This is a genomic window from Corallococcus sp. AB045, assembly GCF_003668895.1.
GTDB lineage: Bacteria > Myxococcota > Myxococcia > Myxococcales > Myxococcaceae > Corallococcus > Corallococcus coralloides.
Genome location: NZ_RAWN01000212.1, coordinates 1 through 15,681 on the forward strand (window position 1 = coordinate 1; position 15,681 = coordinate 15,681).

Here is a 15,681-nt window from a genome sequence, read left to right on the forward strand (position 1 = left end):
GGCCTGCCCGGCGCGGCGGACCTCGAAGTACAGGTAGGCGCCCTTGAGGGAGCCGGTGTCTCCCACCTCCCCCACCACGTCCCCCGGAGCCACTCGCGCGCCCACGGCGACGGTGATGGTGGAGAGGTGGGCGACCAGGGTGTGGAAGTCGTCGCCATGGTCGACGATGAGCAGGTTGCCGTAGCCGCGCAGCCAGCCCGCGTAGACGACGGTGCCCTCGGCCACCGCGTGCACGGGGGTGCCCGCCGCGGCGCGGATGTCCACGCCCTTCTGTACGGTGACGGTGTTGAAGCGCGGGTTCACCACGCGGCCGAAGCCCACCTCCACGATGCCGGCCACGGGCCGGGGCAGCTTGCCCTTCAGGGCGCCGAAGCCGCTCGTCGCGGGGGCCTCGTGCAGGTCCACCAGCATGCGGGTGAGCTCCGCGTCCGCGCCCTCCAGCTCGCGCACGGCGCGCTTCGCCAGCTCCGCTTCGCCGGCCAGCTTCCCCACCACCTCCTCCAGCGCCTCCTGCTGGGCCTGGGCCTGCTTCGACTGCTGCTGGAGGAAGGCCACGCGCTGCGACAGCGAGGTGTGCAGCCGCTTCAGCTCCAGCGTCGCCTGCCGCTGGAGGGTGGCCACGTGCTGCACGGTGCGCAGCAGCTCCAGGTCGCCCGCCATGCTGGCCTCCAGCGCGCGGGCGCGCCACATGAGCGCGGCGAAGTCGTCCGCGGACAGGAGCACCTCCAGCGGGCGGCGGCGCTGGAGCCGGTACAGGGTGCGCAGGCGCGGAGACAGCCGGCGCAACTGGGCGCGCAGGGCCTCGCGCAGCACGGCCTCCTCACGCTCGGCGAGCGCGACGCGGCGGCGGAAGAGGTTCAGGTCGCCCTCCAGCGCGCGCACGCGGCGGCGGGAGAAGGCGACCATGTCCTCCATCAGCTCCATGCCCTCCAGCACGGAGAGCTTCTTCGCCTCCACCAGGGCCAGCGTCGCGCGCTGCGCGGCCAGCTTCTCGCGGATGGCCGCGCGCTCCGCCTCCTCGTCATGCTGGGCGAACGCGGCGCTCGCGCCCAGGAGCGCCATGAGCCAGACGAGCCGCCTCATACGCGCAGGAAGCGCCCCACCGCGACGAAGCTGCCGCCCAGGCCCAGGGCGCAGCCCGCCGCGAGCAGCTCCAGCGCGGTGCGCGTCTCCACCCACGGCGCGGCCACGCCCGGCCCCAGGAGGAACGCGAAGAGCGAGCCCAGCGTGGGCCCCAGGAGCCGGCCGAAGAGCCACAGCCCGCCCACCGCCACCAGCGCGCCCAACAGCCCCTGCAGCAGGCCCTCCAGGAGGAACGGCGCCTTCACGAAGCGGTCCGTGGCGCCCACCAGCTTCTGGATTTCAATCTCCTCGCGCCGCGAATAGATGGCCAGCTGGAGCGTGGCCGCGACGATGACGATGGTCGTCCCCAGAACCACCACCAGCGCCACCAGCGCGCCGAAGCTCAGCGCGCGGGCGATGGCGGACAGCCGCTCCACCGCGGCCTCGCCGTAGTCCACGCCGGTGACGCCGGGCAGCGCGCGCAGCTCCTTCGCCAGGGCCGCCAGCGCCGCGGGGGAGCGACGGGCCTCCGGCACGCGCAGCTCCAGCGTCGCGGGCAGCGGGTTCTCCGGCAGCTCCGACAGCGCCTCGCCCAGGTCGCCCAGCTCGCGCTTGAGCCGCTTCAGCGCCTCTTCCGGCGGCACCACCGTCACCTCGCCGTGACTCAGCTCCAGCACGCGCGTGTGGACGCCGTGCACTTCGTCCTCGCCCAGTTGCGGCGCCAGGTAGAGCGTCACCTCCACCTCGCCGCCCAGCGACGCGAGCAGGTTGTCCACCACGTGCGACGCGCCCCGCGCCAGCCCCGCCGCGAACAGCGCGATGGCGATGGTGGACACGGCGATGAAGTGCACGAAGGGCGCGTGCTTCAGCCCCCCGGCCGCCGAGCGCCAGAAGTAGGCCGCCTTCGACAGCACGCTCATACCAGCATCCGCCGCGCCGCCTTGACGCCGTCCTCGTCGGAGACGATGAGCCCGCGCTCCAGGCGCACCGTGCGCTTCTGGTAGCGCGACAGGAGCGTGGCGTCGTGCGTGGCCACCATCACCGTGGTGCCCCGGATGTTGATGTCCGTGAGCAGGTCCATGATTTCGACGGTGAGCGCCGGGTCCAGGTTTCCCGTGGGCTCGTCCGCCAGGAGGATGGTGGGGTCGTTCACCAGCGCGCGCGCAATCACCACGCGCTGCTGCTCTCCACCCGACAGCCGCAGGGGCAGCGAGTTCGCCTTGTGCTCCAGCCCCACGAGCTTGAGCATCCGGTGCACCTTCTCTCGCGCATCCGAGCGGGGCACGCCCAGCACGTCCAGCGTGAAGCCCACGTTGTCCGCGACGCTGCGGTGGGGCAGCAGCTTGAAGTCCTGGAACACCACGCCGATGTTGCGCCGCAGGTACGGCACCGCCGACTCGCGGATGCGCGCGATGTTCTTCCCGCCCACCAGGATTTGCCCCTTGGTGGCCTTCTCCCCGCAGAAGATGAGCTTGAGCAGCGTCGTCTTCCCGGCGCCGGACGGGCCGGTGAGGAAGACGAACTCGCCCTTCTCCACGTTCAGGTTGATGTCCTGCAACACCGGCGGATCGCCGGGATACGCCTTGTAGACGTGGAAGAACTGGATCATGTCCGGAGAAGCGCGAGGCCCTCCGGGCAGCGTACCACGCCCCCGGAGCCCGCCCAGGAACGGGCCGGGCGTGGCCGGAGGGCAGCACCGCGCGAGCGGCCTTAAGAGGGCTCGCCCTCGCTCGCCAGGTAGCTGAGGATGACCTCGTCCAGGCTCTTCTCGGAGATGAGGTCCTCGCCGAAGAGCGTCTCCACGCCCACCTCGTTGATGCGCGGCTTCTCCTTGAGGGCGCGCGCTGCGGCCACTTCCGGAGGCAGCTGTGAGGCGGGGGCCACGACGGGAGGAGGAGGCGGCGTGGGGGGGCGCGGCTGCGCGGGCGCTTGCGGCGGCAGCTTCGGCTGCGCGGCCATCTCCGCGTCCGTGGCCAGCTGGCCCGGCTGATACGAACGGACCGTGGACTCGAAGTTGTCGTACACGCCGTTGATGAGGTTGCGCAGCATCTCCTTGTGCTGCTCCTCCATCAACTCGCGAACAACCTCCGCCAGGTTCTCCGCGTTGAGGATGTCCGCGTAGGACGTCTTCTTGGACGCGAGGATGTTCCCACCCACGAACAGGTGGGTGATGATGTGGGGGTTGTTGACGCCCGAGTCCTCGGTCTGGACGTGGTAGACCTTCCCCTTGTGCTTGATGTTGTGATTGAAGCCAGTGACGGCTTTTTCGAAGGTTTTCGCCATTGCCGAGGTCGGGCACCGTAGCAGCGGGGTCCAGGCTTCACAAGGTAAGCGTCACGCGCCCCGCACCTCTTTTACGCGTGCCTGCCCGCTTCCGGCCGGTGTGCGTCCGCCACCTTCTGGCACCCTCCGTGTGCGGATCCACACGAGGACACCAGCCTGGCGGGCATGGGCGGCTCTGTTGAAAAGCCGAAACGCCCTGGGGTACGTAACCCCTCTGACGATCGCGCCGTCAGTCCCTCCCTCCCTGCCGCGGACCGGAACACCACCGATGAAAAAGCCGGACACCATCGCGGAGAAGGTCCGCCTGCAGGATGCCCAGGCGCTCGCGCAAGGCTACTCGCCCGCCATCCGCGCCATGGAGATCGCCTCCATCATCGCGTTCGTGGGCCTGGAGAGCGTGCTCGTCTACAAGCTCTGGAGCACCCACCACACCGGGCCGTGGATGCTGATTCTGGCGGTGGTGCTGGGCTACCTGGCCGCGGACTTCGTGTCCGGCTTCGTCCACTGGATGGGCGACACGTGGGGCTCCACGGAGATGCCCGTCCTGGGCAAGGCGTTCATCCGCCCCTTCCGCGAGCACCACGTGGATGAGAAGGCCATCACCCGCCACGACTTCGTGGAGACCAACGGCAACAACTGCCTCGTGTCGCTGCCGGTGGCGGCGCTCGCGGTCGCCGTGCCGCTCGCCGGCCCGGGCTGGGTGTTCCTGGCCGCGTTCCTGGGAGCGATGATCTTCTGGGTGATGGCGACCAACCAGTTCCACAAGTGGTCGCACCTGGATGAGCCGCCCGCGATCATCAACTTCCTGCAGCGCGTGCACCTCATCCTGCCGCCGGACCACCACCGCATCCACCACACCGCGCCCTTCAACCAGTACTACTGCATCACCGTGGGCTGGATGAACCGGCCGCTGAAGATGATCCACTTCTTCCCGCTGATGGAGCGGCTCATCACCTGGGTCACCGGCCAGCTGCCGCGCCAGGACGACATCGGCACGGAGGCCGCCCAGGCGCTCGTCGCCGTGGACGTCGCCCAGGAGGTGCCCGTCATCCAGGCGGCCAAGGAGCTGCTCAAGTCCTCCGCCGAGGAGCCCACGGCGAGCGTCTCCACGCCCCCCGTGCGCTGAGGCAGGGCCCAGGCGGCAAGGCTGCCTAGAAGCGCAGGTCCACCTGCTCCGCGGAAGAAATGGGGCGCCCCAGGAAGCGGGCCCCCACCTCCACGAAGCGCTCCGGCACATCGGTGACGAAGAAGGCGTGCTCGGGCGCGTCCACGGACGCCGGAGCCAGGAGCCCCTTCTCTCCCAACAGCTCCGCCACCGCCTCCGCCGTGGCCTCCGCCGAGTCCACCAGCGACACGTGCGGCCCCACGACCTCGGCGATGACGCCCTTGAGCAGCGGGTAGTGGGTGCAGCCCAGCACCAGCGTGTCCACGCCGTCGCGCGCGAAGCCGGCCAGGTACTCGCGGGCCACGAGCAGCGGCACGTCGCCGTTGGTCCACCCCTCTTCCGCCAGGGGCACGAAGAGCGGGCACGCCGTCGCCTTCACCGCGACCTTCGGGTTGCCCGCCTCCAGCGCCCGCTGGTACGCGCCGGAGCGGATGGTGCCCGGCGTCCCGATGACACCCACTCCGCCGCCCCGGGTGCGCTGGAGCGCAGTGCGGGCGCCGGGCTCAATCACGCCCAGCACCGGCACCGGCAGCGCGGCCTGGAGGGCGGGCAGCGCCGCGGCGGAGGCCGTGTTGCACGCCACCACCAGCAGCTTGATGCCACGCTCCAGCAGGAACTCCGCGTTCTTCAGCGAGTAGCGCGTCACCACCTCGCCGGACTTGGTGCCGTAGGGCACGCGCGCGGTGTCCCCCAGGTAGAGCGTGCGCTCGTGGGGGAGCCGCGCCATGAGCGCCTTGAGGACCGTGAGCCCTCCGATGCCGGAGTCGAACACGCCGATGGGACCGTGGCTGTCTTGCCGCATGCGGTGAGTCCCTATCACGTTTGATGCCAACGCCCCCCGCACCGCCCGCGTGCCCCCCGGAACGCACGAAGGGCCGGAAGCCTGGAAGGCCTCCGACCCTTTCATGCGGCCCGTTCCGGGTGGGCCCCGCGACTACTGCACGCGGTCCAGCGGAGCGATGGCAGCGCCCTGCGCGGGCGGGAAGTCGTGGGCATAGACGCGCAGGCGCAGCATGTCCGCGCCCCGGGGCGAGATGTAGCGCCGGCCGCCCGTGCCGTTCGCCTGAAGCGACACGAAGTACTCACCGGGGCGCAGGAACTCGAAGACGGCCGGGGACTCGTTGCAGGAGAACCACTGGCCCTCCTCGCCGTAGACCCACTCGTTGGTGTGCACGTCCTGGAAGTTGATGCCCACCTCGCTCACGCCAGCCTGGCCGCAGCTGAGCCGCGTGGCGCCTTCATAGAGCTGCCAGCCCACCGCGGCGCCGCCGATGATCCAGGTGTTCGCCGTGATGGAAGCCGGGATGCCCGCCTGCGACGTGAAGCCGCCACCGTAGTAGTAGAGCGGCCGCTCGAACGAGTCGATGGCCACGACCTCCAGGTAGTGCTGCCCGGGGGCAATGTCCGGCGTCTCCACATAGCGGCCCTGGCTGCCCTGGTTGCAGTTGAAGCGCCCCCACGGGCCGTCATCCACGCGGGCATCCACGTAGGCCACCCCGGCCTGGCCGCAGGAGGGGTAGGACGTGCCCGCCTCCGTCGGGAACAGCCAGTTCACATAGGCGTAGGAGGTGGCGCCCGTGCGGCCCGTGTTGAAGTTGATGGGCACGGCCACGTTGCCGTCCACGGAGAAGGTGCCGCGGTACGAGTAGACCGCCACGCCGTCGTAGTCCACCGCCTCCGCCGTGAACGAGTACGTGCCGGGCGCGAAGTCGTGCAGGACGATGCCGTCGAAGCCGTTCGCCGAGCAGGGGTACTTGCCGTCACCCTCGAGGAGCTCGCCGTCGATGTAGATGTCCACACCGTCGATGTCCCGCATCTGGCCGCAGGTGGCGCCGTCGAAGCTCCACGACATCCGGACGTCGCCGGGGTAGCGCGAGTGGTTGCTTTCGACGACGCAGCCAGTGAGTCCAGAGGAGAGACAGAGGAATGCGGCGAGCGTTCTCGCGTTCATGGTGGGCATCCGTGGTTCGGTTTCGGGAAGTTGAGGTCGTCGGCCCGTAACAACCCTCCAGACGACCAGCCCCGGGAATTATTCAGTGCCGTCCAAAGCAACCGGGCGTTGTAAGCGGGTTTGACCCACCCGAGGACGGAATGTTACGCGCTGGACCCCATGATACCCCACCTGCCCCTGGCCTTTGGCGCCATGAACTACGTGGAGATCATCCGCGACGCGTCGTTCATCGAGCTCGCGGTGCTTCTCCTCCTCATGGGCGTCTCGGTCGCCTCCTGGGCCCTCATCGCCATGAAGGCCACCCAGTTGTCGCGTGCCCGCGCCCAGTCGCTTACCTTTCTTGACACGTTCTGGAAGGCATCCCGGCTGGAAGCCATCTACCAGTCCGCCCAGAAGCTGGAGGGCTCGCCGCTGTCGAAGGTGTTCTGCGCGGGCTACGAAGAGCTGAGCAAGCTGGCGCAGACCGGTAACAAGGAAGGCGGCGCCGAGGACGCGATGAGCGCCAAGCTGGGCGGCATCGAGAACGTGGAGCGCGCGCTCAACCGCGCGGCCACGGCGCAGATCACGGAGCTGGAGAACCGCGTGTCCTTTTTGGGCACGGTGGGCGCCGCGTCGCCGTTCGTGGGGCTGTTCGGCACGGTGATTGGCATCCTGGGCGCGTTCAACAACATCGCGGAGCAGGGCAACGCCACGCTGGCCACGGTGGCGGCGCCGGTGGGCAACGCGCTCTTCGCCACGGCGGCGGGGCTGTTCGCGGCCATCCCGGCGGTGGTCGCGTACAACTCGTTCGTCAGCCGCATCAAGGTGTTCGACACGGAGATGTCCAACTTCTCCGCGGACTTCCTCAACATCATCAAGCGGCACTTCTTCCGCTAGGAGACCCGTCACATGGGCATGGGCGGAGGCAAGGGCGGCGGTGGCCGCACCACCATGAGCGAGATCAACGTCACGCCCATGGTGGACGTGATGCTGGTGCTGCTCATCATCTTCATGGTGACGGCGCCCCTCATCCAGCAGGGCGTGAAGGTGAACCTGCCGGAGACCAAGGCGGCCCCGGTGGAGGCGACGGAGAAGAAGGTCGTCCTCTCCATCGACGCGGGGCGCAAGGTCTACATCGGGGACGCGGAGGTTCCGCTGGAGGAGCTGGAGACGAAGCTCGCCGCCAACGCCAAGGCGCAGGCGGACAAGGAGGTCTACCTCCACGCGGACCGCGACGTGCCGTACGGCGTGGTGGTGGAGGTGATGGCCGCGGCCCAGCGCGCGGGCATCGCCAACGTGGGGATGATCACGGAACCGGCCACGGGCTCCAAGGCGTCCAACTCCGGCAAGGCTGCCCCCGCCGCGTCTGGCGCCAAGGGCAAGCCCAAGGAGGCGAAGCGCTAGCCCATGAGCTCCGCGGTGACCCACAGCCTGCTGGTTTCACGGCCCACCCGGCTGTCGCGCTTCCTCGTCGTCTCCGTGGTCGGGCACGTGGCGGTGGTCGCCGCGGCGCTGCTCTACGCGAGCTTCTCGTCCGCGCCGAAGGTGAACCTGGACCAGAAGCCCATCAACGCGTCGCTGGTGCGGCTGGGCAAGCCGCGCGACCCCAAGCTCCTGCCGCGCAAGGAAGTGGCGCAGCCGCCGCCCAAGGAGGTCGTGGCGAAGCCCACGCCCACGCCTCCCGCGGAAACGCCCGCGCCCCAGAAGGGGGAAGCGACCGCGGAGGACCGGCGCAAGAAGCTCTTCGGCGCGTTCGACAAGTCCGCGAAGCCCACGGAGCCGGAGGAGCTGGAGGGCGCCGAGGACGGCGACCCGGACGGTGACTCCGCGGTGGCGGAGGGCGAGCGGTACTACGGCCTTTTGAAGTCCCAGGTGCGCCGTCACTACAACGTGGCGGACACCATCCCCGACGCGGAGCGCCTGTACCTGAAGGCGCAGGTGGCCATGAAGCTGGGCCGCGCGGGTGAAGTGCTGGACGTGAGCCTGGCCAAGGCCAGCGGCAACGAGCTGTTCGACGCGGCGGTGGTGGCCGCCGTGCGCAAGGCATCACCCTTCTCTCCTCCCCCCGATGCGCTTCGCGACGCGCTCCAGAAGAACGGCGTCGTCCTGGTGTTCAGCCCATGAAAGCCCTCCTGCTGTCGCTCCTCCTGGTCCCCGCGCTGGTGCTGGCGCAGGCGCCCGTCATTGAAATCTCCGGCGCGAACTTCCGCCCGCTGCCGCTCGCGGCCCCCGCGCCCGTGGTGCAGGAGGGCGCGGACAAGAAGGCCGCCCAGTCCTTCGACACCGCCTTCACGTACGACCTCACCGCCTCCGGCATCTTCCAGGTGCTGGACCGCAACAGCTTCACCGCGGACGCCAAGGAAGGCATGACGGCGGGCAGCATCAACTTCAGCCGCTGGGCGGACGTGGGCGCGGAGTCGCTGGTGAAGGTGTCGCTGGCGCAGGACGGCGGCGCGCTGCGCGGCGAGCTGCGCCTGTTCAGCGTGGCCACGGGCAAGGAGGAGCTGAAGGTGTCCAAGGACGCGCCGGCCGGTGAGCCCCGGCAGCTGGCGCACGTGCTGGCGGACGCGCTCTACCGGCACTTCACCCGCGAGGCGAGCCCCTTCCTGTCGCGCATCACCTACGTGCGCAAGGCGGGCGCCAACCGCGACGTGTACGTGGCGGACTGGGACGGCATGAACGCGCAGGCGCTCACCAAGGGCGGCACGCACATCCTCCCCACGCTCAGCCCGTCCGGCCAGGTGGCCTACACGTCCTACCGGAAGAACCGGCCGGACATCTACGTGCAGTCCCCCGGCGGCGAGGCGAAGCCGCTGGTGACCGAAGGCCAGATGGCCACGGGCATCGCGTACTCGCCGGACGGCAAGCGCATCGCCTACGCGCTGGCGGAGGGTGAGAGCGCTCAAATCCACGTCGCCTCGGCGGACGGCTCCGGCGCGAAGGCCGTCACGGACACGCCCTACGGCCTCAACACCAGCCCCACCTGGTCGCCGGACGGCAAGCGCATCGCGTTCGTGTCCAACCGGGGCGGCAGCCCGCAGGTGTACGTGATGAACGCGGACGGCTCCGGCGTGAAGCGGCTCACCTTCCAGGGCAACTACAACCAGACGCCGGACTGGTCGCCGCGCGGGGACCTCATCGCCTTCACCGCTCGCGACGAGCGCAACGCGTTCGACCTCTTCACCGTCAACGTGGACACGGGCAAGGTGACGCGCCTGACGCAGGACCAGGGCAACAACGAGGAGCCCACCTTCTCCCCCAACGGCCGGCTCATCATCTTCAGCACCAACCGCAACGGCGGCGCGCACCTGTGGGTGATGACCTCCGAGGGCAACAACCAGATGCCGCTGCCCATGGAGAAGGGCCACTGGCTGACGCCGGACTGGGGCACCGCTCCGGCGGCGAAGTAGTCCGTCACGGCGGGTGACGTTGACAGGGGGGACGCGCCGGGGTGCATTGCGCGCCTCATGAGCGCTCCCCTCCCCGCCCACAAGACCCACTGGGGGTTGGACCCCCAGGTCGTCTTCCTCAACCACGGCTCGTTCGGCGCCTGCCCCAAGGCGGTGCTCCAGCACCAGTCGGAGCTGCGGGCCCGGCTGGAAGCGGAGCCCGTGCGCTTCCTCGCTCGTGAGGCGGAGCCGCTGCTGGACGAGGCGCGCGCCGCGCTCGCGGCCTTCGTGGGTGCCAACGCGGATGACCTGGCGTTCGTGCCCAACGCCACCACGGGCGTGAACACCGTGCTGCGCAACCTGCGCTTCCAGCCCGGCGACGAGCTGCTCACCACCGACAACGAATACAACGCGTCCAAGAACGCGCTGGACGTGGCCGCCGCCGAAAAGGGCGTGAAGGTGGTGGTGGCGAAGCTGCCCTGGCCCGTGTCCTCGCCGGAGTCGGTGGTGGACGCGGTGATGGCGCACGTGACGCCGCGCACGCGGCTGTTGCTCGTGGACCACATCACCAGCCAGACGGCGCTGGTCATGCCGGTGGCGGAGCTGGTGCGCAAGCTGCGCGAGCGGGGCGTGGAGACGCTGGTGGACGGCGCGCACGGGCCGGGCATGGTGCCGCTGGCGCTCCAGGAGCTGGGCGCGGCGTACTACACGGGCAACTGCCACAAGTGGCTGTGCGCGCCCAAGGGCGCCGCGTTCCTGTACGTGCGCCGCGACCTGCAGCCGGACTTCAAGCCCATGGTGGTGAGCCACGGGCACAACTCGCCGCGCACGGACCGCTCGCGCTTCCGGCTGGATTTCGACTGGGTGGGAACGGTCGACCCCACGCCCTTCCTGTGCATCCCCACCGTGATCCGCTTCATGGAGGGACTCGTTCCGGGCGGGTGGCCGGAGGTGATGGACTCCAACCGGGAGAAGGTGCTGGCCGCCCGGCGGAGGCTGGACGCGAAGCTGGGCAACACGACGCCGCTGTGCCCGGAGTCCATGGTGGGCAGCATGGCGTGCGTGGCGCTGCCGGACGGCTTCCCGGAGCGCCCCGAGCCGCCGCTCTACGTGGACCCCCTCCATGTGCGCCTGTTCGAGGAGCACCACATCGAGGTCCCCGTCACCGCCTGGCCCCGCGCTCCCCGGCGGCACCTGCGGCTGTCCGCGCAGCTCTACAACACCGCGGCGGACTACGAGGCGCTCGTGCGCGCTTTGGAAGCGCTGCTGCGTTGAGTAGTGTGCGCGGCATGCCGCGCTTCGCATCCATCGATATCGGGACCAACTCCGTGCTGCTGCTGGTGGCGGACCGCCAGCCGGACGGCCGCTTCCAGGCCGTGGTGGAGCGCGCCGAAATCACCCGCCTGGGCCGGGGCGTGGACACCAGCCGCGTGCTGTCCTCCGAGGGCATGGAGGCCACGCTGGCCGTGCTGGTGGCCTTCGCCAACGAGGCCCGCGAGCTGGGCGCGGAGGCCATCGCCGTGTCCGCCACCAGCGCCGCGCGCGACGCGAAGAACGGCGCGGACTTCATCGCCCAGGCCAAGGCCCGCGCGGACGTGACGGTGGAGATCATCCCCGGGGAGATGGAGGCGCAGCTGTCCTTCGCCGCGGTGGCCCAGGACTTCTCGAGCGAGGCCGCGGGGCCGCTGCTGGTGGTGGACATCGGCGGTGGGTCCACGGAATTCATCTACGGCAGCGACGCCGGCACGGTGGCCTTCCGCCACAGCTTCGACGTGGGCGCCGTGCGGCTCACGGAGCGCTACGTGCGCACCGACCCGCTGTCCCCGGAAGAGCGAGGCGCCATCGAGGCGCACCTGCGCGACACCTTCTCCGCCCTGCCCCCGCCGCCCCCCGGCGCGATGCTGGTGGGCGTGGCCGGCACGGTGACGACGCTGTACGCCGTGCAGCACCAGATGGCGACCTACGACGCGGAGGCGGTCCATGGTGGCACGCTGTCCCGGGGCGAGCTGGACGCGCTCACGGACCGGCTGTGCGCCATGCCCCTGGACGCGCGGCGGACGCTGCCCGGCCTCCAGCCCAAGCGCGCGGACGTCATCCCCGCGGGGGCCCTCATCCTGCGTGAAGCGGTGAAGGCGCTGGGCCTGGAGGCGTGCCGCGTGAGCGACCGCGGCCTGCGCTGGGGCCTGCTGGCACACCGCTTCGGCTCTGGCTCCTCTCGCTCATGAACGCCTCCTCCCCCGTCGCTCCGTCCAGCTCGCACGCCACGCAGTCCGTGCGCGCGGGCTACGCGCTGTTCATCCTCACGCTGATCAACCTGGTCAACTACCTCGACCGGTACATCATCGCCGTCGCGCTGCCGGAGATTCAGAAGGACTTCGGCATCAACGACGCGCAGTCCGGCCTGCTGGGCACCGTCTTCATCATCGTGTTCATGCTGGCGTCGCCCGTGGGCGGCTTCCTGGGAGACCGCATCCCCCGCCGGCTCCTGGTCGCGGGCGGCGTCATCCTGTGGAGCCTGGCCACGGGGGCCAGTGGCCTGGCGTCCAGCTTCACGGCGCTCTTGCTGGCGCGCGCGGTGATTGGCATTGGCGAGGCGGGCTATGGCGCGGTGGCGCCGTCCATCATCTCCGACCTGTACCCGCGCGAGCAGCGCACGCGGATGCTGTCGTACTTCTACATCGCCATCCCGGTGGGCTCCGCCATGGGCTACGGCCTGGGCGGGTGGCTGACGCAGACGTATTCGTGGCACGCGGCGTTCTTCGCGGGCGGCGTGCCGGGGCTCGTGCTGGGCGCCATGGCCTTCTTCATGCCGGAGCCCCAGCGCGGCGCCATGGACGGGCCGGACGCGGCGGTGAAGCTGCCGTTCATGGAGGGCCTCAAGGGGCTGGGCCGCAACATGGCCTTCTGGGCCACGACGGCGGGCTACACGCTGATGACGTTCTCCATTGGCGGCCTGGCGTTCTGGATGCCCACGTACCTGGTGCGTGAGCGGCACCTGTGGCTGGAGCACCCGGGCCGCGTGGGTCTGGTGTTCGGCGCCATCACGGCGGTGGCGGGCCTCACGGGCACCGTGGCCGGCGGATGGCTGGGCGACAAGATGGACCGCAAGCGCGCGGGTGGCGGACTGTGGCTGTCCGGCATCGGCCTGCTGCTCGCGGCGCCGTGCATGTACCTGGCGGTGAACCTGAAGGACACGACGCTGACGTTCGCGGCCATCGGCGTGGCGCAGTTCCTCATCTTCCTCAACAGCGGCCCCATCAACGCGGCCATCGTCAACTGCGTGCCGCCCGCGTTCCGCGCCTTCGCCATGGGCCTCAACGTGCTGTGCATCCACATGCTGGGGGACGCCATCTCGCCCACGCTCATCGGGCAGATCGCCGACATGGCCAGCCTCCACACCGCCATCGCCATCAACGCGGTGCCGGTGCTGCTGGGCGGACTGGCGCTCCTCCTGGGCGCGAAGCTGTTCCGGGAGGCCACGCCGCGCATGCAGCAGGGCTGACCGCCATCGTTCGAAACGCCGGGGCCCGGAATGCATCAAGAGCCCCATTCGGTTCACGCGAGCAGGTTCACTGCTCGCCGGGGAAGGAAGCGGAGGCGTTCGTGACGGTCGCGCATTCACACCCGGTGCACGTCTGGGATACGCCGTCGCGCACCCTGGTCGTCGCATGCGGTCATGCCCAGCAGGCACCCTCCCCCCACGCCGCCTCGCATCCGCAGGCCGTGCTCGCGCTCTACACGGGCGGACGGGCCGTCATCGACCAGCGCACCCGGCTGACGGTGTCCGCGGGCGACGTGATGCTCATCCCCGCGGGTGAGAAGCACCGCACGGTGGCGTCCGAGCGAGCGGAGGTCTGGGGGCTCGGGTTCCATCCATCCGCCTTCACGCACACGGAGGTGGGGCCGCTGCTGGAGCCCTTCGAGCGCGTGCGCCAGGGCGCCTCCGCCGTCGTGCCGATTCCGTCCGGGCGCCAGGAGCACCTGGTGCGGCTGTTGTCGGAGCTGCACGCGGAGACACGCGCACCGCACCGCGCGCTGGGGGAGCAGGTGACGCGCAGCCTCTTCTCCCTGGTGCTCGCGGAGGTGGCGCGCTCCAGCACGTGGACTCCCGTGGAGTCGCGGGCGTCGCTCGCCGGGGATGGGCTCACGTTCATCGAACGGCACTGCCTGGAGCCCATCTCGCTGCGCGAAGTGGCCGCCGCCGTGGGCCGCTCCCCCGCGCACGTCACCACCGCGGTGAAGCAGGCCACGGGCCGCAGCGTGGTGGAGTGGATCATCTCCGGACGGATGGCGGAGGCACGGCGGCGGCTGATGTCCACGGACGAGCGCGTGGACATCATCGCGGAGCGCGTGGGCTACGCGGACCCCACGCACTTCATCCGCCTGTTCCGGCGCGCGGAGGGGCTCACGCCCGCCGCGTGGCGCAAGCAGCACCGCGCGCCGTCCGCGCACTGAGCCAGGCGGGCACGGGGCCTCGCGCGTTCGCGGCGCGAGGAGCCTCCTCGTGCCATCCGCGGCGCCCTCGCCTCGCGAGAGCGAGACGGTGTTGGCTCAGTGCCCCTTCTGCCGTGAGGGGGCGGGCTTCCCCGTCACCTCCGTGTAGCGCCGGTCCGCGTCCTCCAGGATGAGGGCGTGGTTCATCATCGCCGCGGCGATGGTGCCCGCGCTGGCCGCCGCGATGGCCGCCTGCATCGGCGTCGTCATGTCACCCACCGCGACGACGCCGGGCACGGACGTCTCTCCCGTGGGGCCCACCTTCACGTAGCCCAGGTCATCCAGTTCAAGCCCCAGCCGCGTCACCAGCTCGTGCTGCTTCTGCGGCGGCGCGGAGAACATCACGCTCCGGGTGATGCGCGTCCCGTCCTCCAGCTCCACTTCCGCAAGGCGTCCGTCCTTCCCATGCAGCGCGCGGATCTTCCGCTCCTCCAGGGGGATGCCCAGGGCCTGGAGTCTCTCACGCTGCTCCGGTGGCACCTCGAAGGTGCCGTGGGTGAAGACGATGAGGTCCCGGGACCAGTTCTGGATGATGGGGGCGCCATCCAGGTACTGCGGGTTCTTCGCCAGCATGGCGAACGGCTGGTCCTGGACCTCCCAGCCGTGACAGTAGGGACACTGGAAGATGCTGGGCCCCCACAGCTCCTTGTAGCCGGGGATGTCCAACATGACGTCCACCACGCCCATCGCCAGCAGGAGGCGCCGGGCGTCCACCGACGTGCCGTCGCCCAGCGCCACGCGGAAGCCGCCCTCGTGCTTCTCCACGGAGCCCACGCGCGTGTCGCGCACCTCCACGTTGGGATAGGCCTTCAGCTGCTCGCGGCTGATGCGCCGGAACTCCGGTGGCGGGATGCCGTCGCGCGAACCGAAGCCGTGCATGTGCTCCGCCGCCGCGTTGCGCGGCGTGCCCGCGTCACAGAGCAGCACCTTCTTGCGCCCCCGCCCCAGATACAGCGCGGCGTTGAGTCCGCCAGGGCCGCCTCCCACGATGACCACGTCGTATGCCGCCATTGCCCTGCTCCTCGTGTTGATTCCCTTGGAGGAGGAACCTAACGACCGGGCCGGGCCCGGCAGGAGGGCGGGACTTTCGACGGCATCGGCGGATCTTCCGGTCCGCCGCGCCTCCCGCTACCGCGTGACAGGCGCGTCGAGCTTCGGCCGGTACTCCTCCGCCAGCCGCTCCACCTCGCCCGCCAGCCGCTCCCCTTCCGCGAGCAGCCGGGCCTTCAGGCGCTTCCGGTTGCCCAGCGTGAAGAACAGCTCCAGGTCATGGCGGATGGCGTCCCAGCGCTCCGCGAACGACAGCGTGAACAGCGCCAGCGGCGGGATGCCCACGAAGGTCCCCAGCCCCCACGCCC

The 15,681-nt window shown here is 70.3% G+C and carries 16 protein-coding genes and 1 pseudogene; 9 read left to right on the forward strand and 8 right to left on the reverse strand.

Annotated elements, in window-relative coordinates:
* The 4 genes from D7Y21_RS34160 to D7Y21_RS34175 all read right to left on the reverse strand — a co-directional run.
* Positions 1 to 1,083, reverse strand: a 1,083-nt coding sequence (locus D7Y21_RS34160) for a murein hydrolase activator EnvC (protein ID WP_199735550.1), incomplete at its 3' end; no start/stop codon positions are given.
* Positions 1,080 to 1,982 (reverse strand): ABC transporter permease, encoded by a 903-nt coding sequence (locus D7Y21_RS34165; protein WP_120566359.1) that lies wholly within the window; start codon positions 1,980 to 1,982, stop codon positions 1,080 to 1,082. The genes D7Y21_RS34165 and D7Y21_RS34160, both read right to left, overlap by 4 nt.
* Positions 1,979 to 2,671, reverse strand: a complete 693-nt coding sequence (gene ftsE, locus D7Y21_RS34170) for a cell division ATP-binding protein FtsE (protein WP_120580667.1) — start codon at positions 2,669 to 2,671, stop codon at positions 1,979 to 1,981. Before ftsE ends, D7Y21_RS34165 begins: the two co-directional genes overlap by 4 nt.
* A 101-nt stretch (positions 2,672 to 2,772) precedes the next feature.
* Complete coding sequence (locus D7Y21_RS34175) at positions 2,773 to 3,345, reverse strand: hypothetical protein (protein ID WP_120566357.1); 573 nt, start codon at positions 3,343 to 3,345, stop codon at positions 2,773 to 2,775.
* 268 nt (positions 3,346 to 3,613) lie between these two features.
* Between D7Y21_RS34175 and carF the strand changes: the two genes are divergently transcribed.
* The gene (carF, locus tag D7Y21_RS34180; RefSeq protein ID WP_120566356.1) at positions 3,614 to 4,471 is read left to right on the forward strand and encodes a plasmanylethanolamine desaturase; all 858 of its coding nucleotides are present in this window, start codon (positions 3,614 to 3,616) and stop codon (positions 4,469 to 4,471) included.
* A 25-nt stretch (positions 4,472 to 4,496) separates the two neighbouring features.
* Here carF and murI read toward each other — a convergent pair whose 3' ends face one another.
* Entirely contained in the window at positions 4,497 to 5,312 is an 816-nt protein-coding gene (murI, locus tag D7Y21_RS34185; protein ID WP_121717910.1) for a glutamate racemase, read from the reverse strand.
* A gap of 132 nt (positions 5,313 to 5,444) precedes the next feature.
* Complete coding sequence (locus D7Y21_RS34190; protein ID WP_147469453.1) at positions 5,445 to 6,461, reverse strand: hypothetical protein; 1,017 nt, start codon at positions 6,459 to 6,461, stop codon at positions 5,445 to 5,447.
* 159 nt (positions 6,462 to 6,620) lie between these two features.
* On the opposite strand from D7Y21_RS34190, the gene D7Y21_RS34195 reads away from it, so the two are divergent.
* From D7Y21_RS34195 to D7Y21_RS34230, 8 genes are all read left to right on the forward strand, one after another.
* Positions 6,621 to 7,337, forward strand: coding sequence for a MotA/TolQ/ExbB proton channel family protein (locus D7Y21_RS34195; RefSeq protein WP_014399034.1), 717 nt, complete (start codon positions 6,621 to 6,623; stop codon positions 7,335 to 7,337).
* A 12-nt stretch (positions 7,338 to 7,349) separates the two neighbouring features.
* Complete coding sequence (gene tolR / locus D7Y21_RS34200) at positions 7,350 to 7,844, forward strand: protein TolR (RefSeq protein WP_120566353.1); 495 nt, start codon at positions 7,350 to 7,352, stop codon at positions 7,842 to 7,844.
* A gap of 3 nt (positions 7,845 to 7,847) precedes the next feature.
* Positions 7,848 to 8,564 (forward strand): cell envelope integrity protein TolA, encoded by a 717-nt coding sequence (locus D7Y21_RS34205; RefSeq protein WP_121717912.1) that lies wholly within the window; start codon positions 7,848 to 7,850, stop codon positions 8,562 to 8,564.
* Positions 8,561 to 9,850 (forward strand): LpqB family beta-propeller domain-containing protein, encoded by a 1,290-nt coding sequence (locus tag D7Y21_RS34210; RefSeq protein WP_120566351.1) that lies wholly within the window; start codon positions 8,561 to 8,563, stop codon positions 9,848 to 9,850. Before D7Y21_RS34205 ends, D7Y21_RS34210 begins: the two co-directional genes overlap by 4 nt.
* A 57-nt stretch (positions 9,851 to 9,907) precedes the next feature.
* The gene (locus D7Y21_RS34215) at positions 9,908 to 11,104 is read left to right on the forward strand and encodes an aminotransferase class V-fold PLP-dependent enzyme (RefSeq protein WP_121717913.1); all 1,197 of its coding nucleotides are present in this window, start codon (positions 9,908 to 9,910) and stop codon (positions 11,102 to 11,104) included.
* 14 nt (positions 11,105 to 11,118) lie between these two features.
* On the forward strand, positions 11,119 to 12,054 hold the full coding sequence (locus tag D7Y21_RS34220; protein ID WP_121717914.1) for a Ppx/GppA phosphatase family protein: 936 nt from the start codon (positions 11,119 to 11,121) through the stop codon (positions 12,052 to 12,054).
* Complete coding sequence (locus D7Y21_RS34225) at positions 12,051 to 13,331, forward strand: MFS transporter (protein WP_121717915.1); 1,281 nt, start codon at positions 12,051 to 12,053, stop codon at positions 13,329 to 13,331. The genes D7Y21_RS34220 and D7Y21_RS34225 overlap by 4 nt, the downstream gene beginning before the upstream one ends.
* Positions 13,332 to 13,432: 101 nt before the next feature.
* On the forward strand, positions 13,433 to 14,284 hold the full coding sequence (locus D7Y21_RS34230; RefSeq protein WP_121717916.1) for an AraC family transcriptional regulator: 852 nt from the start codon (positions 13,433 to 13,435) through the stop codon (positions 14,282 to 14,284).
* Between the two features lie 96 nt (positions 14,285 to 14,380).
* On the opposite strand, the gene D7Y21_RS34235 is transcribed toward D7Y21_RS34230, so the two are convergent.
* Positions 14,381 to 15,334 (reverse strand): NAD(P)/FAD-dependent oxidoreductase, encoded by a 954-nt coding sequence (locus D7Y21_RS34235; protein WP_121717917.1) that lies wholly within the window; start codon positions 15,332 to 15,334, stop codon positions 14,381 to 14,383.
* A gap of 117 nt (positions 15,335 to 15,451) precedes the next feature.
* Positions 15,452 to 15,681, reverse strand: a pseudogene (locus D7Y21_RS34240) (acyltransferase); the annotation flags it as partial.

Coding starts and splice junctions, on each gene's coding strand:
- D7Y21_RS34165 (WP_120566359.1), bottom strand. CDS start 1,982: ATGAGCGTGCTGTCGAAGGCGGCCTACTTCTGGCGCTCGGCGGCCGGG.
- D7Y21_RS34205 (WP_121717912.1), top strand. CDS start 7,848: ATGAGCTCCGCGGTGACCCACAGCCTGCTGGTTTCACGGCCCACCCGG.
- ftsE (WP_120580667.1), bottom strand. CDS start 2,671: ATGATCCAGTTCTTCCACGTCTACAAGGCGTATCCCGGCGATCCGCCG.
- carF (WP_120566356.1), top strand. CDS start 3,614: ATGAAAAAGCCGGACACCATCGCGGAGAAGGTCCGCCTGCAGGATGCC.
- D7Y21_RS34220 (WP_121717914.1), top strand. CDS start 11,119: ATGCCGCGCTTCGCATCCATCGATATCGGGACCAACTCCGTGCTGCTG.
- murI (WP_121717910.1), bottom strand. CDS start 5,312: ATGCGGCAAGACAGCCACGGTCCCATCGGCGTGTTCGACTCCGGCATC.
- D7Y21_RS34225 (WP_121717915.1), top strand. CDS start 12,051: ATGAACGCCTCCTCCCCCGTCGCTCCGTCCAGCTCGCACGCCACGCAG.
- D7Y21_RS34215 (WP_121717913.1), top strand. CDS start 9,908: ATGAGCGCTCCCCTCCCCGCCCACAAGACCCACTGGGGGTTGGACCCC.
- D7Y21_RS34175 (WP_120566357.1), bottom strand. CDS start 3,345: ATGGCGAAAACCTTCGAAAAAGCCGTCACTGGCTTCAATCACAACATC.
- D7Y21_RS34210 (WP_120566351.1), top strand. CDS start 8,561: ATGAAAGCCCTCCTGCTGTCGCTCCTCCTGGTCCCCGCGCTGGTGCTG.
- D7Y21_RS34195 (WP_014399034.1), top strand. CDS start 6,621: ATGATACCCCACCTGCCCCTGGCCTTTGGCGCCATGAACTACGTGGAG.
- tolR (WP_120566353.1), top strand. CDS start 7,350: ATGGGCATGGGCGGAGGCAAGGGCGGCGGTGGCCGCACCACCATGAGC.
- D7Y21_RS34190 (WP_147469453.1), bottom strand. CDS start 6,461: ATGAACGCGAGAACGCTCGCCGCATTCCTCTGTCTCTCCTCTGGACTC.
- D7Y21_RS34235 (WP_121717917.1), bottom strand. CDS start 15,334: ATGGCGGCATACGACGTGGTCATCGTGGGAGGCGGCCCTGGCGGACTC.